28 protein-coding genes are annotated in these 22,526 nt (G+C 66.5%); 23 read left to right on the top strand and 5 right to left on the bottom strand.

The genetic code is table 11. The annotated features are described in order from the left end of the window. The 20 genes from ACU5E9_RS16440 (at position 1) to ACU5E9_RS16345 (ending at position 17,660) form a co-directional block, all read left to right on the top strand. Positions 1-1,866: a phage portal protein gene (locus ACU5E9_RS16440; RefSeq protein ID WP_456810966.1), complete on the top strand. Its 1,866-nt coding sequence runs from the start codon at positions 1-3 to the stop codon at positions 1,864-1,866. A gap of 10 nt (positions 1,867-1,876) precedes the next feature. Then, positions 1,877-2,599, top strand: coding sequence for an HK97 family phage prohead protease (locus ACU5E9_RS16435; RefSeq protein ID WP_456810965.1), 723 nt, complete (start codon positions 1,877-1,879; stop codon positions 2,597-2,599). A 2-nt stretch (positions 2,600-2,601) separates the two neighbouring features. Continuing rightward, the gene (locus ACU5E9_RS16430) at positions 2,602-3,819 is read left to right on the top strand and encodes a phage major capsid family protein (RefSeq protein WP_456810964.1); all 1,218 of its coding nucleotides are present in this window, start codon (positions 2,602-2,604) and stop codon (positions 3,817-3,819) included. A gap of 81 nt (positions 3,820-3,900) precedes the next feature. Next, positions 3,901-4,446 carry a hypothetical protein gene (locus ACU5E9_RS16425; protein ID WP_456810963.1) on the top strand — a complete coding sequence of 182 codons (546 nt, stop codon included), beginning with the start codon at positions 3,901-3,903 and terminating at the stop codon, positions 4,444-4,446. After that, positions 4,443-4,784 carry a hypothetical protein gene (locus tag ACU5E9_RS16420; protein ID WP_456810962.1) on the top strand — a complete coding sequence of 114 codons (342 nt, stop codon included), beginning with the start codon at positions 4,443-4,445 and terminating at the stop codon, positions 4,782-4,784. Before ACU5E9_RS16425 ends, ACU5E9_RS16420 begins: the two co-directional genes overlap by 4 nt. Positions 4,785-4,786: 2 nt before the next feature. Then, entirely contained in the window at positions 4,787-5,041 is a 255-nt protein-coding gene (locus ACU5E9_RS16415) for a hypothetical protein (RefSeq protein WP_456810961.1), read from the top strand. Continuing rightward, a complete protein-coding gene (locus tag ACU5E9_RS16410) occupies positions 5,041-5,430 on the top strand; it encodes a hypothetical protein (protein WP_456810960.1) in 390 nt (129 codons plus the stop codon). The genes ACU5E9_RS16415 and ACU5E9_RS16410 overlap by 1 nt, the downstream gene beginning before the upstream one ends. A 95-nt stretch (positions 5,431-5,525) precedes the next feature. Continuing rightward, a complete protein-coding gene (locus tag ACU5E9_RS16405) occupies positions 5,526-6,113 on the top strand; it encodes a phage tail tube protein (RefSeq protein ID WP_456810959.1) in 588 nt (195 codons plus the stop codon). A gap of 91 nt (positions 6,114-6,204) precedes the next feature. After that, positions 6,205-6,522 carry a hypothetical protein gene (locus ACU5E9_RS16400; protein WP_456810958.1) on the top strand — a complete coding sequence of 106 codons (318 nt, stop codon included), beginning with the start codon at positions 6,205-6,207 and terminating at the stop codon, positions 6,520-6,522. Positions 6,523-6,617: 95 nt separating this feature from the next. Beyond that, a complete protein-coding gene (locus ACU5E9_RS16395) occupies positions 6,618-6,887 on the top strand; it encodes a hypothetical protein (RefSeq protein WP_456810957.1) in 270 nt (89 codons plus the stop codon). Between the two features lie 13 nt (positions 6,888-6,900). Next, on the top strand, positions 6,901-9,984 hold the full coding sequence (locus ACU5E9_RS16390; RefSeq protein ID WP_456810956.1) for a phage tail tape measure protein: 3,084 nt from the start codon (positions 6,901-6,903) through the stop codon (positions 9,982-9,984). Positions 9,985-10,142: 158 nt separating this feature from the next. Continuing rightward, positions 10,143-11,456, top strand: a complete 1,314-nt coding sequence (locus ACU5E9_RS16385; protein WP_456810955.1) for a hypothetical protein — start codon at positions 10,143-10,145, stop codon at positions 11,454-11,456. Next, positions 11,456-12,694 carry a Gp37-like protein gene (locus tag ACU5E9_RS16380; RefSeq protein WP_456810954.1) on the top strand — a complete coding sequence of 413 codons (1,239 nt, stop codon included), beginning with the start codon at positions 11,456-11,458 and terminating at the stop codon, positions 12,692-12,694. Before ACU5E9_RS16385 ends, ACU5E9_RS16380 begins: the two co-directional genes overlap by 1 nt. Positions 12,695-12,754: 60 nt before the next feature. Next, positions 12,755-13,795, top strand: coding sequence for a hypothetical protein (locus ACU5E9_RS16375; RefSeq protein ID WP_456810953.1), 1,041 nt, complete (start codon positions 12,755-12,757; stop codon positions 13,793-13,795). Between the two features lie 2 nt (positions 13,796-13,797). Next, positions 13,798-14,046, top strand: coding sequence for a hypothetical protein (locus tag ACU5E9_RS16370; RefSeq protein WP_456810952.1), 249 nt, complete (start codon positions 13,798-13,800; stop codon positions 14,044-14,046). Beyond that, on the top strand, positions 14,043-14,870 hold the full coding sequence (locus tag ACU5E9_RS16365) for a D-alanyl-D-alanine carboxypeptidase family protein (protein WP_456810951.1): 828 nt from the start codon (positions 14,043-14,045) through the stop codon (positions 14,868-14,870). The genes ACU5E9_RS16370 and ACU5E9_RS16365 overlap by 4 nt, the downstream gene beginning before the upstream one ends. A 6-nt stretch (positions 14,871-14,876) precedes the next feature. Continuing rightward, a complete protein-coding gene (locus tag ACU5E9_RS16360; protein WP_456810950.1) occupies positions 14,877-15,302 on the top strand; it encodes a hypothetical protein in 426 nt (141 codons plus the stop codon). Between the two features lie 2 nt (positions 15,303-15,304). Then, entirely contained in the window at positions 15,305-15,661 is a 357-nt protein-coding gene (locus ACU5E9_RS16355; protein WP_456810949.1) for a hypothetical protein, read from the top strand. Continuing rightward, positions 15,658-15,981, top strand: coding sequence for a hypothetical protein (locus tag ACU5E9_RS16350; protein WP_456810948.1), 324 nt, complete (start codon positions 15,658-15,660; stop codon positions 15,979-15,981). Before ACU5E9_RS16355 ends, ACU5E9_RS16350 begins: the two co-directional genes overlap by 4 nt. After that, positions 15,978-17,660 (top strand): hypothetical protein, encoded by a 1,683-nt coding sequence (locus ACU5E9_RS16345; protein WP_456810947.1) that lies wholly within the window; start codon positions 15,978-15,980, stop codon positions 17,658-17,660. Before ACU5E9_RS16350 ends, ACU5E9_RS16345 begins: the two co-directional genes overlap by 4 nt. A gap of 84 nt (positions 17,661-17,744) precedes the next feature. Here the strand turns inward: ACU5E9_RS16345 and ACU5E9_RS16340 are convergent, their stop codons facing one another. From ACU5E9_RS16340 to ACU5E9_RS16325, 4 genes are all read right to left on the bottom strand, one after another. Next, positions 17,745-19,082, bottom strand: a complete 1,338-nt coding sequence (locus ACU5E9_RS16340; protein ID WP_456810946.1) for a hypothetical protein — start codon at positions 19,080-19,082, stop codon at positions 17,745-17,747. 498 nt (positions 19,083-19,580) lie between these two features. Continuing rightward, positions 19,581-19,835 (bottom strand): hypothetical protein, encoded by a 255-nt coding sequence (locus ACU5E9_RS16335; RefSeq protein ID WP_456810945.1) that lies wholly within the window; start codon positions 19,833-19,835, stop codon positions 19,581-19,583. A gap of 82 nt (positions 19,836-19,917) precedes the next feature. Next, a complete protein-coding gene (locus ACU5E9_RS16330; protein WP_456810944.1) occupies positions 19,918-20,103 on the bottom strand; it encodes a hypothetical protein in 186 nt (61 codons plus the stop codon). Between the two features lie 27 nt (positions 20,104-20,130). Next, the gene (locus ACU5E9_RS16325; RefSeq protein ID WP_456810943.1) at positions 20,131-20,355 is read right to left on the bottom strand and encodes a helix-turn-helix domain-containing protein; all 225 of its coding nucleotides are present in this window, start codon (positions 20,353-20,355) and stop codon (positions 20,131-20,133) included. Positions 20,356-20,430: 75 nt separating this feature from the next. On the opposite strand from ACU5E9_RS16325, the gene ACU5E9_RS16320 reads away from it, so the two are divergent. Next, positions 20,431-20,688: a helix-turn-helix domain-containing protein gene (locus ACU5E9_RS16320; RefSeq protein WP_456810942.1), complete on the top strand. Its 258-nt coding sequence runs from the start codon at positions 20,431-20,433 to the stop codon at positions 20,686-20,688. Positions 20,689-20,703: 15 nt separating this feature from the next. Here the strand turns inward: ACU5E9_RS16320 and ACU5E9_RS16315 are convergent, their stop codons facing one another. After that, on the bottom strand, positions 20,704-21,066 hold the full coding sequence (locus ACU5E9_RS16315) for a DUF4244 domain-containing protein (RefSeq protein ID WP_456810941.1): 363 nt from the start codon (positions 21,064-21,066) through the stop codon (positions 20,704-20,706). Between the two features lie 162 nt (positions 21,067-21,228). Here ACU5E9_RS16315 and ACU5E9_RS16310 point away from each other — a divergent pair, with 162 nt between their 5' ends. After that, positions 21,229-21,633 (top strand): DUF2255 family protein, encoded by a 405-nt coding sequence (locus tag ACU5E9_RS16310; protein WP_456810940.1) that lies wholly within the window; start codon positions 21,229-21,231, stop codon positions 21,631-21,633. Between the two features lie 30 nt (positions 21,634-21,663). After that, a complete protein-coding gene (locus ACU5E9_RS16305) occupies positions 21,664-22,506 on the top strand; it encodes an AraC family transcriptional regulator (RefSeq protein ID WP_456810939.1) in 843 nt (280 codons plus the stop codon). Positions 22,507-22,526: the final 20 nt, after the last annotated feature.

Here is a 22,526-nt window from a genome sequence, read left to right as displayed (position 1 = left end):
GTGGTCACTATCGGGTCGGGCATCCCGACGAAGACGACGTGGGGCATCCCGGTCTCCGACCCGGGCGTCCCGCTGTCGTCGCTGAGCATGGGCCCGATCGACCCGCTGCAGATCTGGCGCACTCAGCCGTCCGTGCGCAAGGTCGTCGGGTTCATCGCCCGCAACCACGCGTCGGTCCCCTGGCATGCGTACCAGCGGGTCACGGATACCGACCGCCGCCGCATGGCCGGCTCCCCCGTGGAGTCGAACCTGAACAACCCGCGCCGGTTCGTGTCCGGCTACAAGCTCTGGCACGACGTGGTCATTGACTCCTGCCTGTATGACGTCTGGTGTGTCGCCCTGATCGGCGACAAGCTGCAGCGCATCTCGCCGCGAATCCTCGACATCGAAGCCGACATCCTCGGCAACATCGAGCGGGTCGGCGTCAAGCACTCCCGCGGCGTCCTCGACATCACGGACATGCCGATAGCGCTGGGCTCTGGCTGGTCGCCCAGCGGATCGCTCGGCGTCTCCCCTCTGGTCACCCTGCACGCGCTGCTCGAGGAGCAGAAGAACGCCGTGGAGTGGCGGCGTGCGCAGTGGAAGAACAGCCCGAAGTTCAACGGCTACATCAAGCGGCCCGCCGGGTCACAGTGGAAGAACGACGCGACCCGAGACCGGTTCGTGGAGGAGTTCCGCAAGTGGCGCGACACGAACGCCGGCGGCTCGCCGGTCTTCGATGACGGCATGGAGTACGAGGTGCTCGAGACGATCAAGCCCATCGACGCGAAGGATATCGAGGGGCGCCAGCTCACCGACTCCGAGGTTGCGTCGGCGTTCCACATCCCGCCCGAACTGGTCGGCGCCCGGCAAGGCACGTTCTCGAACATCGCCGCTTTCCGGCAAATGCTGTTCGGGCCGGCGCTGGGCCCGCGGCTGGAAGAGTTCCAGCAGGTGGTCAACCAGGAACTGGTGCCGAGCCTGGCCGAGAAGCCCGGCGTGTACGCCGAGCTCGACCGCGAGTCCGCGCTGAATGGCAGCTTCCTCGAGCAGGCACAGATCCTGTCCACTTCGGTGGGCGGGCCGTGGATGCTCAGGTCTGAGGCTCGCGCCCGGATGAACCTGTCCTACGTCGACGGCACTGAGGAACTGATCGTGCCGATGAACGTCACCGAGGGGGGTCTGGCCTCACCGCAGGACACGGCCCCAACGCCTGCTCTCGCGCCAGTGAAATCCGGCGGCAAGCGGGCGCTCGTTTCGAAGGCTGCGACGCCGGAGACGGAGCGTGAGCGGCTGACGAAGGCCATCGAGCGTGTCTACCGGCAGCAAGAGCAGGAGCTGGCCGGCAGCGATGTCGACCCGGAGGCGTTCCACCAGGCGTGGGATGACGTGATGGCCGATGCCGTGAGCGGATCCGCGTGGCGCTCTGCTGCGGCGGGCGCCGCGGCCGTCCTCGCCGAGTTCAACCCGTCCGGCGATGGGTTCGCGGAGGACGTCATGCGCCCGTACGTGGCGAAGATGGCCGAGCGTGCCGCGGTCGGAATCAACGAGGGTGTCATCGCGGCTGTCGCTGAGGTGGACCCCGACGATTCAGACGGCATCTCTGGCGCATTCGAAGTCCTGGCTAGCGTGGCCGCGGTGGCCTGGGCGGGATCCGTAGTCGCGGACTCACTCGGCTTCGGCAGCCGCGACGCAGCCAAGGCCTCGGGCCTCAATGAGAAGGTCTGGATCGTCAACTCCGGAAACCCTCGCCCCTCTCATGCGGCGATGGACGGCGAGACGGCGAAGGTCGATCAGCCGTTCAGTAACGGGCTCATGTGGCCCGGTGATGGCGGCGACGTCGACGAAGTAGCGGGCTGCACATGCGGCCTCGAATACCGATTTTAGGAGTGGAGATATGGCAGCAAGAATAAAGCGGGCCGCGTTTGACGCGACCGCGACCGTCACAGAGAACTCCGACGAGGGCACGTTCGAGGCGCTCGTGGCCGTGTTCGGCAACGTCGACAGCCAGGGCGACATCATCGACGCCGGCGCGTTCACCAACACGCTCGAGGCGTGGGCGGAGAAGGGGCAACCGATCCCGATCGTCTGGTCCCATATGTGGGAAGACCCGTTCGCGCACCTCGGCGGCGTGGTCAAGGCAGAGGAGACCGAAGCGGGCCTGAAGATCGTGGGCCAGCTCGACCTCTCCAATCCCACCGCGGCCCAGGTCTACAAGCTGATGAAGGCGGGCCGGGTCACGCAGTTCTCTTTCGTCGCGTCCTCGCCCGAGGACGGCTACTCGATGGAGACGCTCGCAGACGGATCGACCGTCTGGCACCTCAAAGAGCTTGACCTCATCGAGGTCGGGCCCACTCTCCGGGGCGCGAACACCGAGACGGCGCTGATCTCGATCAAGGCCGACTTCGACGCCCGCGTGGCCAAGGACGGCGGGCTGCTCACGCTCTCGCTGACCCACATCAAAGACCAACTGACCGAGATCCTCGGTGCAGTGAACAAGGCTTCACCGCCCGGCAACGGGAACGAAGACACCAGCAAGGCCTCGGAGACTCCGGGGCCTTTCGTTTTGCCAGCCGCAAGGGCCAAGGCAATTGCACTACTTATCGGAAAGGACTCCTGAAAATGGACCCCAAGCTCGAACTCGCCGCCCTTGTTGCTGAGGCCGCGAAACTGTCCACCAAGAGCGACTTCACCGAGGCGGACATTGCCCGCATCGATGAGATCGTGCTGCGCAAGAGCGTGCTGGAGGACACCATCGCCAAGCGCGCCGGCGTCTCCGCCTCCCTCGCCGACATCGCGAAGACCGCCCCGATCGCCAAGCCCGACGCCGACCTGCAGCTGGGCGGATCGCTCGGTGAACGGTTCGTGAAGTCGGACGCCTACAAGGGCTTCCGCACCGCGCACCCGTCCGGTGTCGGCAAGGACACCCCGATCTCCATCAAGGCCGACAAGATCGGCGGCATCATCCGCAAGGCCGACCCGCTCGGCACCGCTGGTGCTGGCAACTCCCGCGCCGTGCGCACCAACGAGATCGACGATCTGGTCTACCGCCCCGAGCGGCGCCTGCTCGACCTGATCACCCGCGGCAACACGAACCTCCCCTGGTTCCAGTACCGCCAGATCGTCAGCAAGACCAACAACGCGTCTATCGTGGCCGAGGCCACCACGACCACGGGCACCACCGCGGCGACCGGCCTCAAGCCTCTGTCCACGCTGACCACCACCACGGCCGACGCGAAGGCCTACACCTACGCGGACGGCATGGAGGTCACCAACCAGGAGCTGTCCGACGACGGGGTGATCACCTCGCTCATCGACTCGACCCTGCGGGAGAACCTCGAGATCGAGATCGAGAACATCCTGCTCAACGGTGCCGGCACCGCTGACGAGCCGGCCGGTGTGCTCAACACCTCGGGCGTGCTGCAGCAGGCGTTCGCCGTCGACGTGCCCACCACGGTGCGCAAGGCGATCACCAAGCTGCGTGTCACCTCCGGCTCGACCATCCGTGGCGTGCTCCTCAACCCCGAGGACGACGAAGCGTGGGACCTGCTCAAGGACCTGAACGAGCGCTACCTCGGCAACGGCCCGTTCTCCGGCGGACCGTCCACCGCGTGGGGCTACGAGCGAATCAGCTCGCAGGCCGTCGAGGTCGGACAGGCGATCATCGGCGACTTCGCCACGATCCACCTGCTCTCCCTCGAGGAGCTGAACGTGCTCGCGTTCAACCAGCACAAGGACTACGCGCAGCGCAACCTGACGTACATCCGTGCGGAGGAGCGGGCTGTGCAGCTGATCCGCAACGCTGCCCGTCTGTGCGTGATCGACCTCATCGCCGGCTGATGATCATCATCGGCAACGTCCGGTACCGACCCGAGGACGCGCAGCGGCGCGGGCTCGTTGTGAAAGAGGAGGCGGTGACTGATGCCGGAGACAACCCTGCCAGCGCTGGCAAGCGTGGCCGACCTCGCAACCCTGACCGGAAAGCCGGCAACGGACGCGAAGCTGCTGCTGGCGCTGAAGAGAGCGTCGGCCCGGTTTAGGGGCGCAGTCGGTCACCCCGTCTCGCGGGTCTCCGACGACGTGGTGCTGCTGGACGGAGACGGGTCACGAGCCCTCCTCCTTCCGGCGGCGCCCGTCATCGGCACCACGGCAGTGGAGATCGACGGGGTTCCCATCACGGACTACCGCACGTCGGCGGCGCGGGGCATCCTGCGCCGCCCCGCGGGGTGGCCAGACGACCTCGGAAACGTGCAGGTCACGTACTCGCACGGGTACGACCAGGTTCCCGGCGACATCGAGGACGCTGTGCTCGAGCAGGCCGAGCTGCAGTACAAGGTGCTCGCCGGTGTCCAGCAGGCGTCGCTCGGTGCGCAGTCGGTCACGTTCGGCGTGCAGGCCTCCGTTGGGGTGACTCAGCGGTGGGCGGAGTGCGTGGCCAGATACCAGCTCAAGGACGGCCGCTCGTGATCGCGGAGGTGTTCGCCATGTCCTCGATCACGCGCGTCCGCTATCCCCTGGTGGATGACGGGCACGGCAACCTCGCACCGGATCGGAACAACCCGGACCGGCTGCCTATCGACGGGTGCGCGGGCCAGCCCGGTGCAACCGACGAGGTGCTCGTGGGCCGCGACGCGACGCTGATTCAGCACACCATCTTCGCCCCTCCTGGGGTCGACGTGCTCGCCACTGACGACGTCGAGTACCGAGGCACCACCTACTCGGTGGACGGTGAGCCGGCAGCGAACGACAACGGCCTGGGTTTCCTCGACCACACCCTCATTTTGCTAAAGACATGGGAGGGATAGCCGTGTCCAAGTTCCGTCTAGAGATCAACATCCCCGGGTTCAACGAGGTGCGGCGCAGCCCGGACGTTCAGGGCGACCTGATGAAGCGAGCGAACGCCATCTCGGCCGCGGCCGGCGGTGCCGAGGACTTCCTGGTGATCAATGCCACGGGTCAGACCCGAGCGCGCGTCGTCGTGGTCACGGCCACGATGGACGCGATGAAGGCTGAGGCCGAAGACCAGGCGCTCACTCGCGCCTTCGACGCTGGACGCAGCTGATGGCCGAGCTTCTCGGGCCTCCCGATGTGGAGGCGCTCGTCGTTGCCGCGCTCAAGGGCGGACTGGTCGGGCTGCTGCCTGGCGTGCCGATCTCTACGAAGGTCGCGAACCCGCGGCCGCCGGAGTTTATCCGCATCGAGCTGTTCGGCGGCACTGAGGAAACGATCATCTCGGACAACTGCTCGATCTACCTCGAGGGGTGGGCGGCAACCGCTCCGCGTGCGGCGCTGCTCGTACGGCTGGCCCGCGCGGTGCTGAAAGACCAGCACGGCGTCCTGTTCGGCGTGACCACCATCGGTGCCCCTTCCCATCTACCCGACCCGACGACGGCGCAGGAGCGCTACCGGGCGCTGATGGGCGTCCGGGTGAGGTACTCGGCGCTGACCTAGCTCCCAGCCCTCACAGCGCCCGCCTGGGCGCCTCCCCCAGTACCCCCTTCCCCTTTCGTGGGAGGGGTTTTCCTATCTCCCACGAAAGGGGAATCATGTCCAACAACGCAAGCAACGCGATTGTCGGTAAGCCGGCGGTATCGGGCGGCATCCTTGTCGCGCCGGTCGGCACCGAGCTACCCACCGACGAGTCGACCCCGCCCGACGCACTGTTCGTCTCGGTCGGCTACCTCGGAGACTCCGGGTTCAGCCGCCAGGAGAAGCCCGACGCCGAAACCAAGCGGGCATGGGGTGGCGACCCTCTCATCACCATCGTCAAGTCCACCGAGTTCACGGCGAAGTTCACCCTGGCCGAGTACCTGAACGCGCTCACGCAGGCGCTCATCTACGGCGACGAGAACGTGACGTTTACCGCCGCCACCGCCGAGGCCGGCAACAAGCTCGCGATCATCGGCAAGTCGGCTCCTTCGCCGCACAAGGCCTGGATCATCGAGGTGTTCTCGGGCGACGCGAAAGGCCGCATCGAGTTCCCCGACGCGCAGATCGGTGAGCGCGACGACGTGGAGTACAAGGACGACGACATTGCCGCGCGCGGCGTGACGATCACCCTGTTCCCCGACGCCGAGGGCAACTACTTCTACGAGTACTGGGACGACGGCCGCAAGGTCCTCGCCGAGGCGTAGAGCACATCCATGCGGCCGGGGTTTTTGCTGACCCTTCGCCCCGGTCGCATGTTTCATTTCGCAAGGGTCAGCAAGAGAAGGAGTCAGCATCATGGCAGCACCCCGCAAGCCCCAGGACCACCTCCCCAAGGCGACGAAGGCCGCCCACGGCGGATTCACATTCCGACAGGGAGGTGAGGAGTTCCAGCTGGCCGACGCCGCAGACGTGCTCCAGGTTGGTTTCGCGCGTAAGAACCGGCACAAGTCGGAGTCTGACCAGTTCTTCACGATGATCGAGATCCTCGCGGACGAGGAGTCTCTCGACGCGATCGACAGCATGAACAAGGCCGAATTCAAGCAGTTCCAGCTCGACTTCTACGCGCACAACGGCGTGAAGTTGGGGGAATCCGAGGCCTCCTCCGAGTCCTAGACGAGTTCGAGGAGGCCATCGAGTACGACCTACTCGACCGCGGCCTGCGCCTGCGGGATTTGGGCTCCCCGGCTCTGACCTGGCACGACCTGTTCGTGATCCTGAAGCACTCGCCGATGGACTCGGCGTTCCGGCGGGCCCAGCGTGGGCCGGCCGCGGAGTACGAGGCGGCGGACTACCTGCTCGTTGGAGTGCTCAACACGCTCCGGGGGATGTCGTGGCAGCTCGGCCAGGACCGCAAGGCGCCCAAGCCCGAGCCGATCAGCATCCCCGGCATGTCCGTGAAGGGCGCGCCGAAGCAGCTGGGCGACTCAATGTCCATCGAAGAGATGGACCGCCGACTGGCGAAATACAAACCCAGATAGAAGGTGGTGACCGGTGGCCGGTGAAGGCGCAAAACTCGCGACAGGCTGGCTTGAACTCACGGTCTCCACAGACGGTGCGCAGAAGTCCATCACGGACGGCGTGCTGCCCGGCGCCACGGCTGCCGGCACCCAGGCCGGAGGGCTCTTCGGAGCATCCTTCGGCAAGGTGCTGGCGGCCGGCGCGGTCGTGGGCGCGGTCATTGGCGGGTTCAAGAAGCTCTACGAAATCGGCTCGGTATTCGATGAGGTGACAGACACGATCCGTGTCGGCACCGGAGCGACCGGCGAGGCGCTCGAGGGGCTGTCGGAATCGGCGCGCAATGTCGGCAAGACCGTGCCGGCCAGCTTCGAGGCCGCGGGCTCCGTCGTCGCCGACCTCAACACCCGACTCGGCCTGACCGGCGGCACCCTGGAAACGGTGTCCTCCCAGTACCTCGAGGCGGGCCGGATCCTCGGCCAAGAGGTCGACATCCAGGGCACCACTGCCGCGTTCTCCGCCTTCGGCATCGAGGGTGACGCGGTGTCTGGCTCGATGGACAACCTGTTCCGGGTGTCTCAGGCCACCGGCGTGGGCATGAACGAACTCGCGGCCGCCGCCCAGGCGCAGGCCCCCGCGCTGCAGATCCTCGGCTTCTCGTTCGAGGACACCATCTCCCTAGTCGGTGGCCTCGACAAGGCGGGCCTGAACTCGACGGCCGTCATGGCGTCGATGTCGAAGGGCCTCGTCACCCTGGCCAAAGACGGCGAAGAGCCGCAGGCCGCATTCCAGCGTGTCACCGGCGAGATCGAAGGTCTCCTGCAGTCCGGCGACAAGGCCGCCGCGATCGACCTCGCGTCGGGGATCTTCGGCACCCGAGGTGCGACGCAGTTCATCGGCGCTGTCGAGTCCGGCACGATCGCGTTCGATGACCTGATGGCGGCCACGGGCGCCAGCGGTGACACCATCCTCGGAGTCGCCGCCGACACCCGCGACTTCGCGGAGTCGTGGGTGCTCGTCAAGAACCGCGGCTTGGACCTGATCGCACCGGCCGCTGAAGGGGTCTTCTCGATCCTCAGCCTCGGCATGAGCAGGCTCGCGGACTTCATGCTCGTCGTGCCGGGTCTCGCCGCCGGCTTCGGCCCAGTGGTCTCCACCATCGGCGGCGTGTTCGGCCAGGTGTTCACCGCCCTGGGGCCAGTATTCGCGGCACTCGTGCCGCAGGTGCTGACTCTCATCCAGTCGTTCTCGCCACTGTCCCTGATCTTCCAGGCCATCGGCCCTCTGCTGCCCACTCTCGTGGCGGCGTTCGTCGGCCTGGCCACGTCCCTCGGCGGCACTCTGGCCAGCGCGCTGACATCACTGATGCCTGTGCTCACCACCCTCTCGGGGACGCTGGTCGGCGTGATCGGTGGGCTCCTCGGCGCGCTGCTGCCCGTGATCGTGCAGCTGGCCGGCATCATGGGCCCGCTGCTTGGAACCGTAATCGCCGCCATCCTCCCGCTGTTCGTCTCGCTCATCGGCATTGTCTCGGACCTGCTCGCGGCCGTCCTGCCGCTGCTGGTCCCGATCATCGGCCTGATCGCCCCCCTGGTGCAGTTGGCCGGCGCGATCCTCGGCCCGCTGATCCAGTTGTTCGTGCTGCTGATCACGCCAATCGTCGCCCTCGCGCAGGTCCTCACGGACCTCCTCGTGCCGGTGCTCGGTTTCGTAATCACGGTCGTCGGTGCGGTTATCGGTTGGATCGCGAACCTGCTGACGTGGGTCGTGCAGCTCGTCACCGGATCCGGCGCGGCCGGCGCCCAGCTCGCCGTCGTGTGGAACCAGACGATGGGCATGTTCCGCGATTTCTTCGCGAACACAGTGGGCATGTTCGTGGACTTCATCACCAACACGGTGGGGATGATCCTGGATTTCACGTCACGTACCTTCGGGATGTTCGTGGACTTCGGGACCAACACCATCGGCATGTTCGTGGACTTCTTCGCGAACACGGTGGGCATGTTCATGGACTTCGCCAGCAACGTCGGCGCCACGGTCGTGGCCATGTGGACCGCAGTGACCGGCTTCTTCTCCGGGTTCATCTCCGGAGCCGTCGCGCTGGTGGTCGACTTCATAACCCGCATGGTCGGCTTCTACGTCGGCCTCGCGATGTCGATCGGCACCACCATCTCGGGCATGTGGACGGCCGTGACGAGCTTCTTCGCAGGATTCATATCCGGAGCAGTTGCTCTCGTGGTCGACTTCATCAGCCGCCTGGTCGGCTTCTACGTCGGCCTGGCGGTGTCGATCGGCACCACCATCTCGGGGATGTGGAACACCGTGACGGAGTTCTTCTCCGGATTCATCTCCGGAGCGGTCACCCTGGTCAGCGACTTCATCAACAGCCTGGTCGCCTTCTATGTCGGCCTCGCGGGCTCGATCACCTCAACAGTGTCTGGCATGTGGGATCAGGTGACCGGCTTCTTCTCCGGATTCGTATCCGGAGCGGCCGGCATCATCGGCGGGTTCGTCTCCAACGCGGTGTCAATGGTCTCCGGTTTCGCCTCGAGCGTTGTGTCGTTCTTCTCGGGCATGTGGAACGACGCGTCAAATGCGGTGTCGAACGGCCTCAACACGGCCGTGGGATACATCGGTGACCTGCCGGGCAGGGCGATGTCGGCCCTCGGCAACATGGGGTCGCTGCTGGCGAGTTCAGGCCGAGACCTCATCCAGGGGTTCATCGACGGAATCTGGGGCATGTTCGACAACGTGGGCGACGCTGTCGGCGGGGTCCTCGACTTCGCGGCCGGGTTCTTCCCGAACAGCCCGGCCAAGCGCGGCCCGTTCTCCGGCTCCGGCTGGCGAGCGGTAAAGAATGCCGGCCTCGCCATCGGCGAGGAATTCGGTGCCGGTCTGACCGAGTCGGAGAGGGCGCTCGACGCCCAGTTCGACTCGATGATGACCGTTCCCAGCTCTACCGCCGCGCGGCTGAGTTCGCGCACGTATGGCGCTGCGGGAGCCCCCGCCGCGCAGGAGCGTTCATTGACGCTGCAGTACACGGCCACGGGCGACCCCGGCCTGTCCAGTGAAGAGAAGCTATTCAAGGCTGGCCGTCGTTTGGCCGCGAGAGTGGGGTAACCGTGCGGCTCTTCCTGGAATCTGCAACTGACCGGATCGAACTCGGCGAGACGCAACACTCGGACTACATGGGCGGCCCGCGCACGTCGGGCCTGGGCGTGCCGAGGAAGGTACCTCGCTTCACGCGGGGCGCTGCCGCCGGCGCCTCCTACCGGGGAATGCGGACCGACAGCCGCGTGGCCGACCTGAACGTGATCGTGTGCGGCTCCTCGCGGGCACACACGGAGGTGGCCTTCCGCCGGCTGGTTCAGGTGATGCTGCCTCGCGAGGGGCAGCCGCTGCCGAAGCTGGTGGCGGAGTACCCCACGGGCGAGATCCTCGAGCTGCCGTTCGTTTACAACTCCGGGCTCGAGGTCGACCGAGCGTCGTCTCTACCGCTGGCAGCAGACTTCCTCGTGTCGATCGAGTGCCCGGGCCCGTTCTGGACCGCCCGCGACGCACTGCAATTCGCTGTGGCGAACGCGGCCATCATCGACGGACTGCTGCCGCACCTGGCTGAACTGAACGTGATGTCCTCCACGGCCGCCGACTCGATCACGGTCGAGAACCCCGGCGACGTCGAGGCGAACCTTGCGTGGACACTCACCGGTCCTGGCGGGCCGGTCGTGGTGTCGGTCAACGGGGTCGGGTTCGAGTTCAAGACGCCCCTGGTGCTGGGCGAGGTCGTCACCATCGAGCGCACTGCGCTCGGCGTGGAGGTCCTGGACCAGTCCGGCACCAACCGGTACGCGGCCCTCGGGCGCGCCCCGAAGTTCCCGCGGCTGCCCCCCGGCTCGTCTCTGGTGAACGTCACCATGGCGAACGCAAGCGCGGGCACACTGGTGGCAACGACAGATGTCGTGGCCACGAACCGTGTCACCTCGCCAGCTCTCCGCACCAACGGCACAGGATGGTCGACCTACGCGACTGACGCGGTGGAGGTGCGCGTGTCGAACGGGTTCGACGGATCTGCCGCCGGCTACCTGCAACTGTCGTGGGCGTCCGAGTCGGTCGCCGACGCCGCCGTGCAGGTCGAGGTCGCCGTGACCCCCGGGGAACAGCTCTCCGGGGGCCTGAGTATCCTCTCGTCCACGGCGCAGGTGTTCTATCCCACCTGCGTGTTCGTGGGCGCTGACGGCGAGCCTGTCGGCCCGCTGTTCGTCGGTGACGCTGTTGAGGTCCCCGCGGACACTCCGGTGCAGCTCGTCCTCACCGAGCAGGACATCGGCGTGGCACCGGAAGGCGCGGCCGCCCTGCGGATCATGGCCTCCGTTGACTCCGTCACGGGCCAGCCCTGGCCGGCGGGCGCGTACCTGCGGGCATCCAGGGCGATTGTCTCGGATGCGCCGCTCGAGTACTTCGATGGCGCGTCTGAGTTCGCCGGCTGGGCGGGCACCGCCAACGACTCGCAGTCGCTGCTATACCGGACGATCATCGTCGGCCAGTCCAGTGTGACCGGGTACTACAAGCCGCGCTGGGAGGCCGTTTACTGATGGATGTCGAATCAATCACGGTCGAGGTGCGCGGCGCGGATCTCGTGCGCGTCGGGCAGTTCGACGCCAAGGACCTCTCCGACTTCATCTGCGTGCCCCGGATGAATACGGTCGGCTCGTGGTCGATCAAACTCCCCGACCAGGTCCTGGACGAGGACGGCCGGGCGGTTCTGCACCCGCTGTGTTGGGCAGTCCGGCAGCCTTCGGCCGGCATCGTCGTCACGGGCATGAATGGTGTGATTCTCTCCGGGCCCATGACCTACGCGGCTCAGGAGCAGAAGCCCGAAGACCCGGAGGGCACGTGGACCATCGAGGGCGTCTCCGACGCCGTGATCCTGGCCCGCGCGGTTGCCTACCCTGACCCGTCCCTGGCCGACGCTCAGGCGTCGTCGCAGTCGCGTGCGAACGACGTGCGCACCGGAACGGGCGAATCGCTCCTACGGCAGTTCACGGCGTTCAACATCTGCAACGGCGCTCTGCGCTCCCCCGCGCTGAACTGGGCGCCAGCTGGGCGGCTATCTGACAACCGGCTGCGGTTCCAGCTCGAGGGCGAAACGCAGAACCGCGGGTCCAGCCTCACCAAGCGTCCGCGGTTCCAGAACCTTCTCGAGCTGCTGCAGGAGATCGCGTTGGGCTCGGGCCTCATCTTCGACGTCGTGCAGATCCTCGACGGCCTGCAGTTCCGAATCACCGAGCCCGTCGACGTGTCGCAGACGCAACGGTGGGATGTCGACAACAACCAGCTATCACGCGCCAAGTACGGATTCACCGCGCCGGGCTGCACCCACGTCATCGCCGCCGGCCAGGGCGAGGGAACCGCGCGACTGATCGTAGAAGTGTCCACGACCGCGAGCCGGCTGGCGGCCGCAGTATGGGGCCGCAGCGAGCGATTCACCGACCAGCGCAACGCTGAGACCGTCGCCGAGCTGCAGCAGGCCGGCCTCGACATCCTCGCTGAGGAGGGCAAGGCGATCACGTCGCTCGAGGTCGTGCCCTCGGCCGACCTCGCGGACGGCCTCGGCGTCGCGTGGATGCTGGGCTCCATGATCACTGTCGTCGTCGGCGACCAGGAAATCCAAGCGCCGATCACTGAGACGCCGATCTCAATCAGCAGCGAGGGCGTCATCGTCGGGGCGACGGTAGGAGATCCGACCGGCTTCGACTGGGAGGCGCTGCTCTCCTCACGGCAGTCGAAGCTCAGCTCTCGCGTGTCCGCGCTCGAGCGCAACGCCAAATAGCCGCACCCCGTTCGCCCGCGTCCGCCGTCTTGGTGGGCGCTTTCTCATTGAAGGAGCCTCATGACTGAGCGCAGTTATCCATTCGTCTACGCGCCGGGGTCGACCACCTCACAGGGAGCGACAACCGACGCCGAGTTCAGCGCGATGTTCCGCCACGCTTTCGAGACTGGCGTGGTGGGCGTGGCCTCCGGCTCGGATCTCCGCGCCTATGGCAACAGCACCGGCCTGAAGGTCATGGTCCCGGGTGGCGCCGCGTTCGTGCGTGGCCACTACTACAGCAGCTCCGCGGTCGAGACTCTTGTCATCCTGGGCGGCGGCTCGCAGCCTCGAATCGACTCGGTCATCCTGAAGCTCGAGTACGGCAGCGTGAACCGCATCACGCTGCAGATCAAGCAGGGCACGCCGAGCAGCAACCCGAAGCCGGCCACCCTTGCGCAGACGGCAACAGGAGTGTTCGAGCTGCTCCTGGCCACGGTTGCCGTGGCCGCCAACGCCGCAACGATCACCGCCGCGAACGTGACCCCCAAGCGGACGTTCTCCGGCAGCGGGCTCCTGGGCGTAACCGCTATCTGCTCGACCGTGGCCGAGGTCAAGGCCCTGCCGAACCCGTTCGACGGCAAGACGGCCTACTGCACGGACGACCTGACTGAGTACATGTACCGGTCTGGGGGCTGGGTGGTCTGGAACCGCCCGCCGACCGCCTACACGCCCCGGTACACCGACTTCACCCTCGGCAACGGGACGTGCACCGGCCGGTACTCCAGCTCCAACGGCAGGAATGTCAGCTTGGACCTCTCGCTCAGAGTCGGGAGCACTACCGGCTTCGGGAGCGCCCCTCTTTTCAGAGGGCCTGTGGACTTCTGGCAAGCTCCGGGGCCACACCCGGTCGGTTCGGCGACGATGGTCGACAGCAGCACCGGCCGCCGGCTCTCAGCATTTGTCGAGCAGTACGCCAGCTACATGCGGGTCTGCTCATTCAAGGCGGACGGTAGCTTCCTGGGGTCCGATCCGATCAGCCGAACTAGCCCGTTCACATGGGCAAACGGCGACTCCATGCAGCTCCAGGCCGCCGGCGTCCTCGGCGACTACATGAACGCGTAGCCATGGCGCCCGTTGGCACCTACTACCGAAATGTAACCACCGGCACTGTGGCGGTCTTCATCGTCGGTGGCCGCGTCGAATTCGCGACGGATGCCGCCTACCAGGCGCACCGAGCCGAGCTGGTCGCCCTCGGGGGCGAGCGGTACATCCCGCCGGCCAACGCCGGCGACATCACCGGCCTCTCCGACGACGGTTGGGCCACAGTCTGCGACCTCTACCAGGCCGCACCGATAATCGAAGGAGAAGCATGAGCGCGAACGGACGATTGACCGACGCGGAGCTGACCGCTGTGCGGGGTGGCCGGCTGAGCAACACCGCGGCCGCCGCATGGAACGCCATGGTCGCAGCTGCTGCGAAGGACGGAGTTTCCCTCGTCATCGCCAGCGCCGGAACTGGCAACGGAGCCTACCGGGACTTCTTCACCCAGGTCGACATGAAGGTGCGCCCGTGGCTGTACGGGCTCAGCGTCTACTCGACGGTGAACGTCGCTGCAGCGGGGCACTCCACCCACGGCATGGGCAACGCCGTCGACATTGGTAGCTTTCCCCCGGCCAGCAACACGCGCCTCTACGGCGACGCCGGCGCGACCCGGCGCGACTGGGTGCTCAAGAACGCCCACCGCTTCGGCTTCACCCGAACGTTCGGCGAGGCCGACCCCAACCACTTCGGGCACGACGGCTCACGCACCACCGTGACGTCGTTCGAAGCCACCCCCATCCAGCTCACCCCGACCGATTGGAACGAAGACATGCAGACCGTACTCCGCGATCAGACCAAGGATCTTTTCAACATATGGCCCGCGGGGATCAAGCACCTCAGCAAGGAGAACCAGGCAAGCATCTCCGCCAAGGTCCAGTACGACGACGACGAGTGGCTCGTGGTCACCGACGCAGATTTCGGCGACCTGCTCGACGCCTACGCCATCCCCCGCGACCAGGTATACGGCATCGGCAAGGTGCCCGCCGGTCACGTCTGGTCGGCGGCGGGCAATGCGCTCGCATCCGCCAACGAAGCCGTCCGCATCGGGAACGAGAACCACAAGCGGCTGAACGCCATTCTGGCGAAGCTCAAGTAGGGCGACATGAAGCAGATCATCGCGCACCCACTGCGCCTGCTCAATGGCGCCTTCATGCTCATCGCTGAACCCCGGGTGATCCGCCTGCTGCAGTTCGCCGTCTATGTGTCGATGGCAGGCGCCGGCTCTTTCGTGCTGCTGGCCCCGCCGACGTCGTTCCAGGGCGTTCTCGGCCAGTCCCTGGTGATCATGTTCGGTTCGTTCGTCCTGGTCGGGTCACTGCTCGGTATGGTCGCCGTCCTCCCCGGCGTCTGGTGGCTCGAGCGTGTCGGGCTACTCGCCCTCACCACTGGCCTCCTGATCTACTGCGTCGTCGCGATCGCACTCGGTTCATCCCTCGTTGGCACTCTCGTCACCCTCGCGTTCAGCTTCACCTTCGCGCAGCGTTGGATGGAGATCAGGCGCTTCCAGCTCGCACCGAAACGGAGGTAGCCGTGGATACCCCCCAGCTGCTCGCCGTGATCCTTGGCGCCGGCGGTGGCGCGAGCGTACTCCTGGCGCTCATCACCGGCCTCGGCAAGTGGATCTCGGGCGCGTCTGGCCGTGAGCGTGCCAAGAACACCGACCTGGAAAGCCAGCGCATCACCGCCGTCGAGGGCCGCAAGCAGGCAGATCTGCTCGCAGCCGGCGTGGCGACCAAGCTCCGCAAGACCGAAGAATACGCCTCCCGGCTTCGGCGCCAACTGTTCGAAGCCGGCCTCACCCCCGAGGACTGGCCAGACATCGATAGCACCCTCCCTGCACCACAGCTCCAAGCGCTGCGCAACCGAACCGAAGGAGTTACCCCTTGATTACATTCGCATTCGACCTCCCCCTGCTGCTCTGGCTTCTCCTCGCCGTCATCCTGCCGATCTTGGTCGGCCTGGTCACAACGAAGGAGACCAGCCCAGCGCGGAAGGCGATCTACCTGGCGGCGCTCGCGCTGGTCACTGGACTGTTGTCCCAGCTGCTCGCGGCCATCGAGGCCGGCGTCGCCTACGACCTGTTCGCCGGCCTCATCCAGGGCATCGGCACGTTCCTCGTCGCCGTGGCACTGTACTTCGGCCTGTGGAAGCCCACCGGCGTCACCGCGGCCGCGCAGTCCGTTGGTAGCACAGCAGGCACCGAGTGAGCGGCGGGTCACTCTCGATCTCGGGCCTCATCCCCATGAGCGCCCCCGGCGAGAAGCACTACATCACCGTCGAGGATCGGGAACTCGCCGTCCTAGCCGCGGAGGCTGCCGCCGTCGCTGAGGGCGGCGCCACGGCGTCGGCGGCTGCGGCGGCCGCGTCGGAGACAGGCGCGGCCACGTCCCTGGCGGGCGCTGTCGCGGCCCGGGACGGCGCGGAGGTGGCACTGGCCACCGTGGCGACTGACGCGGCCACAGCTGCCGCTGCGGGCGTCGAGGCGACCGGGCAGGCCGAGTCCGCCTTGACCGCTGCGGCCACGGCCGAGCAGGCATCCACCACCGCTACCGCCAGGGCGGCAGAAGCGGCCGCATCGGCCACCGCAGCCACGGCCTCGGCGGTGGGTGCCGCATCCAGTGCCGACACCGCGGCGGCCGCGGCCGCGACCGCCACGGCAGGCGCCGCGACGGCAACCGCCGCACGGATCGACGCCGAGGCTGCGGCGGCCGCTGCGCTCGCTGTCGGCGCATCGACGGACGAGCAGCTCGAGGCCATCCTGGCCGACCCAGAGTCGGCCGCACGGGGTGAGCTAACCGCCACGATTGCAACGTCTCGCACCGCCGCGTACATGGACCTGGCGAACAAGGCCGCAGGTGCGCTGAACGCTGCGCACGTCACCGACTCCGGGCACCCGTACACGCTCACCGTGGGCACGACCGGCCAGCCCGGATATATCGTCGCGGACGGTGCGCTCGACGCGGTTTCGGGGCTTGCGTACCTGAACACCGGCCCCCTGCCCGGCCCGGTGCGGGACTTCCGGATGCAGGTCAAATGGGAGAACACCGGCTTCGCCAACGACCGCCCCGCCGTGATGATCGTTGCTCAGACCTTATTCCACCCGGTGTCGGGAAGCGGCGTCTACGCGAACGCGGCGGCGCACGTCCTGATCTATCGCAACCGGTGGATTTTCCAGAAGCGCGCAGCAGATGGAACGTCCACCAACCTCGCCTCGTACACCTACCCCACAGGCGCTCTGCCGTTCGGCGCGTGGCAGGACGTGCGCATGACTTGGGATGGACAGCAGGCGGCGTTCACCGGAGGCGACGGCATCACCTACACGCTCCCGTATGACGCCGAGGTTGCCGCATGGTGGGGTCCGAACGCCACCGTCGAGACTGTTTCATCGAGCACCGAGAATCGCGTGCTGATCCGCAAATGGTCCGCAGACACGAAGGTTGATGTCCGCATTCCCGCCGTAGCCAGCGCGTCGGCACCGCTCGGCGCGGGCAAGTTCGTCAAGGCACCGGCCACGAGTAGCACGGCACTCTCGCTGACCGCTGTCGTCGTGGAGTCGTTCACCATCGTTGTCCCCGCGAGTCAGACGATTACCGTGTGGGCGATGCCGAACATCTCGTGCGCGGGAGACGGAATCGTGTACGGCACTATCGATGTTGGCGGACACCCAACATCAGTGTTCTCCACGGCGCTCATCGAGAACCGCGCATGGGACGGGGCCTTCACGTTCATGGGTATCTGCGACCTGTCACCGTTCGCGGTCGGCGCGACCGCAACCGTCAACGTGAAGCTCACCGCGACCGGGACCGCCACCGTCCGCAAGGGCAACTCGGGGCCGCCCCGCCGCACCCCGGTCCACGTTCAGGCGGCCGCGGCGACGTTCGTCTAGCTGCATCAGCCTGAACCATCGCGCCGATGGCGATCCTGGCCCTCGGCGCGATGGTACCTCGGGCGACCTCTCGGCCTTCCCGGTTCAGCCCAGGACTAGTTCCTTGTGCCTCGTCAAGTCGTCACTTTTTCTGACGACGAGCAATGCGACAAAGCGGAGCAGGATCACGCCGATAAGGATGTACCACACCAGCCGGCTTGAATTGCGGAGGTTGTACTGAAGGATACTGACCGAGTAGAGCGCTGTTACGGCCATCACCAACATGATCCCGATAGTCCCGGGGACGCCGGGGACGGACGCCGCAATCCGTTCGGACAGGGCGAGCAACATGCCCGTGGCCAAAGCGGTGATGATCAAGAGCAGCCAGCCGTGCGATGCGAGCTCGCCGATCGCGTTGTACGGGGTGCTCGGGATAATTCTGAGGTACGGCGAAATCTCCGCCCACCCAGAGGAGCTGCCGAAGGCAGGACTGACGCTTACCCAGAAGGCGTTCATGGGGATGGTCCGCTCAGAGACGACGGCGGCGAGGGGCGCGCTGAAGAGGACGTTCCCAATGATCGCGCCGGGGTTGAAGTTTGCGAACACCTCACCAGGGTTTGAGAGAAGGCGTTCGCCCAGCGTGAGGATACCGACGCCGCCCGAGTTCACGCGGAGCGCCAGGGGGAGCTGCAGCAGGACAATCGTTGCAACGCTGGCGGTCACGATGTGGAACCAGCGGGGAGGCTTGCTGTTGGCCAAGACCTGACCTACGACGAGAAATGCAGGCAACGCGGCGAGAGTTCGGCTGGACCGACCGAAAAGGACGAGTGTCCAAACGACAACCCCGACAACCGCCAGAAAGCGCGCCGGACCCGGGCGATAAGCAGCCAGGCACACGGCCAACAAGGCGACGGGCGTTAGAGCGTTGCTCATCGTTACCGCCCACTCGGGGCCGGTCCCGCCCAAGTAGCCACCCCTGATCAGCGACTCGCCGTAGCCAACAACGGTGACGGCCAGAATCGCATACGCAGCAAAGACCAGAGCGCCCTGCGGCAACTTGATGTCGAACCGTTGGGGTCCGCCATGCCTCAAGTTCCTGCCGCGGCCGATTAGAAGGGCTCCGGCCGTGAATGCTGCAGTGAACACCATTCCGATTATTGCGACGCGGGTCAGATCTTCCGTCGTGACCGTAAACCGGTAGGAGACGATCGCGTCAACCGCGACCACTGGCCATAGAAAGACAGAAGAGAGCAGGATCGCATTCACGGCCACCACGGGGATGACCATCGCAGTAAAGCCGCCCGCACGGCGCATCAGGACTGCCACCTCGACGCACGCGAGGAAGATCCCGATCGCCACGGTAGCTGGCGCTTGGTCTCCGGTGATTATGGTCCACGCCGCACCGACAAGGAAGGCCGCGACCCCAGGCCAAATTATTCTCACACCCGGAACTCTATCGGTGACACGGACCGAACGACTTGCCCCCATGTGCTGCTGGGTCAAATGGCTTCGCGGTCCCACCATGACGACTCACAGGAGGGCGTGCAGAAGGTGTGGTCGCGGCTTTCGAGTCGGCTCCGGCACCCCTTGCACTGCATCCCGCGGTCGACAGAGAACCAGCGTGCGAATCGGGCGATGGGAGTCATGCCGCTGAGCCTAGTGGCACCGATTAGAACCCGCGCTAATTGACCCAGATTGCATCAAGTCGTGTAGCCTCATCGGACCGCTAAGCACGTGGAATTACAGAAGCCCCGCACTCTCCTCGGAGGGTGCGGGGCTTCTGCCAGTTAAGGTGTCAGTGGACGAGTACGGCCACCCGGCACGACGGGCAGATCCAGAACGGCCGCGCGGTACTACCGGCAGGGACGCACGGCGCCAGGCACGCCGGGCAGTGCGGCGCGTCGATCGATGCCAGATCATCCATGCGGTGAGCGTACGCCGTCATCGCCCGTTCGGGGGTCCAGACGGACCGCCTTGCGGGTTGTCAAATAGGACCATCTCGTTGGCCTTGTCCAGAGATTCGTACACGCCCATTAGCGCACGCTTCGCGGGGTCGAGGTCCCACTTCGCCAGCAGGTACTTCTCGACGCCGCTACGGTCGCGCAGGCGCTGGATAGCCGCCTTCGGCAGGACCGGGTCCGTGCGCATTACGAGCCAGTTGTCAGCTTCGTAGCGAATCGGTTTCGGGAATGTCATGGGGCTCCTGGTGATCGGATGTCGAGGAGCACGCCGGCCCGCGCGTGACGATCCTACGTCGATGCCACCGACACCACGATTCCTACTCGATGCGGAACGCCGTCTCTGGAGCGATGGGTAGCTTCGTCAGGATCAGGGCCATCATCAGTATCGATAGCGGCTGGGAGTAGTCGAACCCGAGGTGCTCGGTGAGAGCCTCAAGGTCGGTCACCCCGACGCGTGCTGCTGCTGCGTCGATTGCTGCTGCGTTTGGAACGATGATGGACATTGACTCCCCGATCCCCGTGGCTTGGGGTTAGCGATTCTCGCCTCCGATGAGGGAGTCTGCTGTAACCCCAAGAGCTGCTGCGATCGCATCTAGCGTGTCAAGGTCAATCGCCGTCGTTCCCGAGAGCACGCCTTCGAGCGCATCCGCGGGCATGGCCAGATGTTCGGCCAGACGCTGGAGCGACCAGTCTTGACGAGCGAGTTCAGCACGTACCGATTTCGCCACTAGAAGGCGACGTTGCCGCTTCTCCATAAGCTGAGGGTAGTTCATATGAACTGGTCGCGCGAAAGCAACAGATGTTGCGGTGCGGCGCGGTAGTTTCGAGCGGTGCCGTCGGGAGGAACAACCAAGCCTGGACCGCTGACGGTTGCCGTAGCGGCGATACTCAATCGGGCATTCCTCCAAGCCGGCGTCTCGCAGAAGAAGCTCGGCGAAGCAGTCGGCATCTCACAGTCTCAGATGTCGAAGCACCTCCGCGGCGAGCGCGTACTCGATGTCGACCAGCTCGACGCGATCTGCCTCGCCCTGGGGCTGAGCATCACGGCCGTTGTCTCTGAGGCGGTCGACGTCGCGCACCCGCGCTGACTCTCGACTCTGCTCTTATGCACGCAAGATGACGATGAGCAGGCCGGCGAAGCCCACCGCGGCCATGGTGGCGACGATGTACTCCGCGGTGGCGGCGCCGCGGTCGTCCTTCATACGCAGGAGGGCGCGCAGGCTGTTGGACCGCACCGTGCGGGTGCGCAGGAGGCCGTTGCGCACCCCGGTTCCGGCGCTGGGGCGGTACCGGGATGGAGCGTCGGCGCGGGCGGCAGCTGCGGCGGCATCGGCGCGGGAGACGGCGTCGGCATCGGCGCGGGACCCGAATGCGGCGTCGGCGCTGGCGGCGGCGCCATCGGTGCGCGCCTCGGCTGATGGATCGTGCTCGGTCGAAGGTGCGGGCGGGGTGGCGAGGGTGGTCATGGTGGATCTCCTTTCGCGTGCAAGACGCGGTGCATGCGGCTCGAATGCTGCCAGCCTGACCCGGCGCGGCTGGACGCATAGACGTGGACGGCCGGACGGTGCACAGTCGGTCGAACGGCAGACTGTGGAGGAGAGCATCAGCGTGCAGCGAGGAGACCCCGGATGAGCGCCACCACCCGAGCGTGGTCGACCGGCGAGCTCGGTCTCGTCGATCGGGAGCCCGAGCTGCAGATAGCCTCCCGGCGGCCGGACGGCAGCATCCGCTCGTTCGTCACCGTGTGGATGGTGCGGGTCGGCGCCGACGTGTACGTGCGGTCAGGCGCGGGGTACGGCGGCGTCAGCACGTGGTTCCCGCGGGCGCGCGACGCCGGGTCCGGGATCGTCCGCATCGGCGACCAGGAGTGGCCCGTCGTCTTCCTCCACCTCGACCCGAACGACCCCGTGCACGCGGAGATCGACGGCGCATACATGCACAAGTACGGGGGCAGCTTCGGCATGACCGATCCGGCCACCCACCGGCACACCCTGCGCATCATGCCGACCCCGGCGCACCCTTCGCTGCTGTAGCCGCCAGTAGATCGCTACGCTGGGCAGCACATGAACTCGTATGGGCAGGCCGATTGGGACACCAGCGCCGCGCACCCGTCCACGGTCGCCGCGCCCTACCTGATGGGCACCGGGGTGGTCACCGGAGACGACGGCCATTCCCGGCCGATCTCCCCGCCGCACCGCCACCCCGATGCCATGCTCGCCTGGTGCTACCGCGGCACGGTGTGGGTCTACCTCCAGGACGCCATGTGGCAGCTCGCTCCCGGCCAGGGCGTTTGGATTCCCGCGCACACCCCGCACACCGCCCGCCACGAGCGGGATTCGACGGGGTGTTACACCTACATCCCCGACACCGCACTCATCGCCCCGGTCGCAACGGTCACCCGCGCGCTCGTGCCGCGCGCGGTGCAGGAGATGCTGTTGCACCTGGGCATCAACGACATGGACGATGACCTCCGGGTGCGCATCCAGGCCGTGCTGATCGAGATGCTGCAGCAGCCCGCGCCGGAGGCGTCGGACGGGTGGAGTGAAGTGCCCCTGCCCGCGGACGACAGGGTGCGCGCGCTGGTGCATGCCGTGCTCGCCGACCCCGGCGACCCGCGCACCGCCCGCGAACTCATCCTCGCCCACGGCCTGCACGAACGCACCGTGCTGCGCGTCTTCAGTACCGACATCGGGATCAGCTTCGGCCAGTGGCGCACCGGGGTGCGGATGACCCAGGCCGCCCGGCAGATCGTGGACGGCACCCCCATCGGCGCCGCCGCGCACAAGTGCGGCTACGCCACCACCAGCGCCTTCTCGGCCGCGTTCAAGCAGCGCTTCGGGGTGACTCCCCGGCAGCATGTGGCCCGTGTGCAGGCCGACTCCGCCCACCAGCTGTACTGGCGCTGACCGGGCCCACTGTCGCTTTA

This window comes from Cryobacterium sp. AP23, assembly GCF_054075385.1.
This window is presented reverse-complemented; position numbering and strand designations above follow the sequence as displayed.

What these genes read in the sequence shown, in the direction of transcription:
- ACU5E9_RS16325 (WP_456810943.1), bottom strand. Translation starts at nt 20,355, where the DNA reads ATGGAGAAGCGGCAACGTCGCCTTCTAGTGGCGAAATCGGTACGTGCT.
- ACU5E9_RS16365 (WP_456810951.1), top strand. Translation starts at nt 14,043, where the DNA reads ATGAGCGCGAACGGACGATTGACCGACGCGGAGCTGACCGCTGTGCGG.
- ACU5E9_RS16425 (WP_456810963.1), top strand. Translation starts at nt 3,901, where the DNA reads ATGCCGGAGACAACCCTGCCAGCGCTGGCAAGCGTGGCCGACCTCGCA.
- ACU5E9_RS16315 (WP_456810941.1), bottom strand. Translation starts at nt 21,066, where the DNA reads ATGACCACCCTCGCCACCCCGCCCGCACCTTCGACCGAGCACGATCCA.
- ACU5E9_RS16430 (WP_456810964.1), top strand. Translation starts at nt 2,602, where the DNA reads ATGGACCCCAAGCTCGAACTCGCCGCCCTTGTTGCTGAGGCCGCGAAA.
- ACU5E9_RS16310 (WP_456810940.1), top strand. Translation starts at nt 21,229, where the DNA reads ATGAGCGCCACCACCCGAGCGTGGTCGACCGGCGAGCTCGGTCTCGTC.
- ACU5E9_RS16385 (WP_456810955.1), top strand. Translation starts at nt 10,143, where the DNA reads ATGCGGACCGACAGCCGCGTGGCCGACCTGAACGTGATCGTGTGCGGC.
- ACU5E9_RS16405 (WP_456810959.1), top strand. Translation starts at nt 5,526, where the DNA reads ATGTCCAACAACGCAAGCAACGCGATTGTCGGTAAGCCGGCGGTATCG.
- ACU5E9_RS16435 (WP_456810965.1), top strand. Translation starts at nt 1,877, where the DNA reads ATGGCAGCAAGAATAAAGCGGGCCGCGTTTGACGCGACCGCGACCGTC.
- ACU5E9_RS16370 (WP_456810952.1), top strand. Translation starts at nt 13,798, where the DNA reads ATGGCGCCCGTTGGCACCTACTACCGAAATGTAACCACCGGCACTGTG.
- ACU5E9_RS16335 (WP_456810945.1), bottom strand. Translation starts at nt 19,835, where the DNA reads ATGACATTCCCGAAACCGATTCGCTACGAAGCTGACAACTGGCTCGTA.
- ACU5E9_RS16375 (WP_456810953.1), top strand. Translation starts at nt 12,755, where the DNA reads ATGACTGAGCGCAGTTATCCATTCGTCTACGCGCCGGGGTCGACCACC.
- ACU5E9_RS16360 (WP_456810950.1), top strand. Translation starts at nt 14,877, where the DNA reads ATGAAGCAGATCATCGCGCACCCACTGCGCCTGCTCAATGGCGCCTTC.
- ACU5E9_RS16330 (WP_456810944.1), bottom strand. Translation starts at nt 20,103, where the DNA reads ATGTCCATCATCGTTCCAAACGCAGCAGCAATCGACGCAGCAGCAGCA.
- ACU5E9_RS16380 (WP_456810954.1), top strand. Translation starts at nt 11,456, where the DNA reads ATGGATGTCGAATCAATCACGGTCGAGGTGCGCGGCGCGGATCTCGTG.
- ACU5E9_RS16410 (WP_456810960.1), top strand. Translation starts at nt 5,041, where the DNA reads ATGGCCGAGCTTCTCGGGCCTCCCGATGTGGAGGCGCTCGTCGTTGCC.
- ACU5E9_RS16400 (WP_456810958.1), top strand. Translation starts at nt 6,205, where the DNA reads ATGGCAGCACCCCGCAAGCCCCAGGACCACCTCCCCAAGGCGACGAAG.
- ACU5E9_RS16305 (WP_456810939.1), top strand. Translation starts at nt 21,664, where the DNA reads ATGAACTCGTATGGGCAGGCCGATTGGGACACCAGCGCCGCGCACCCG.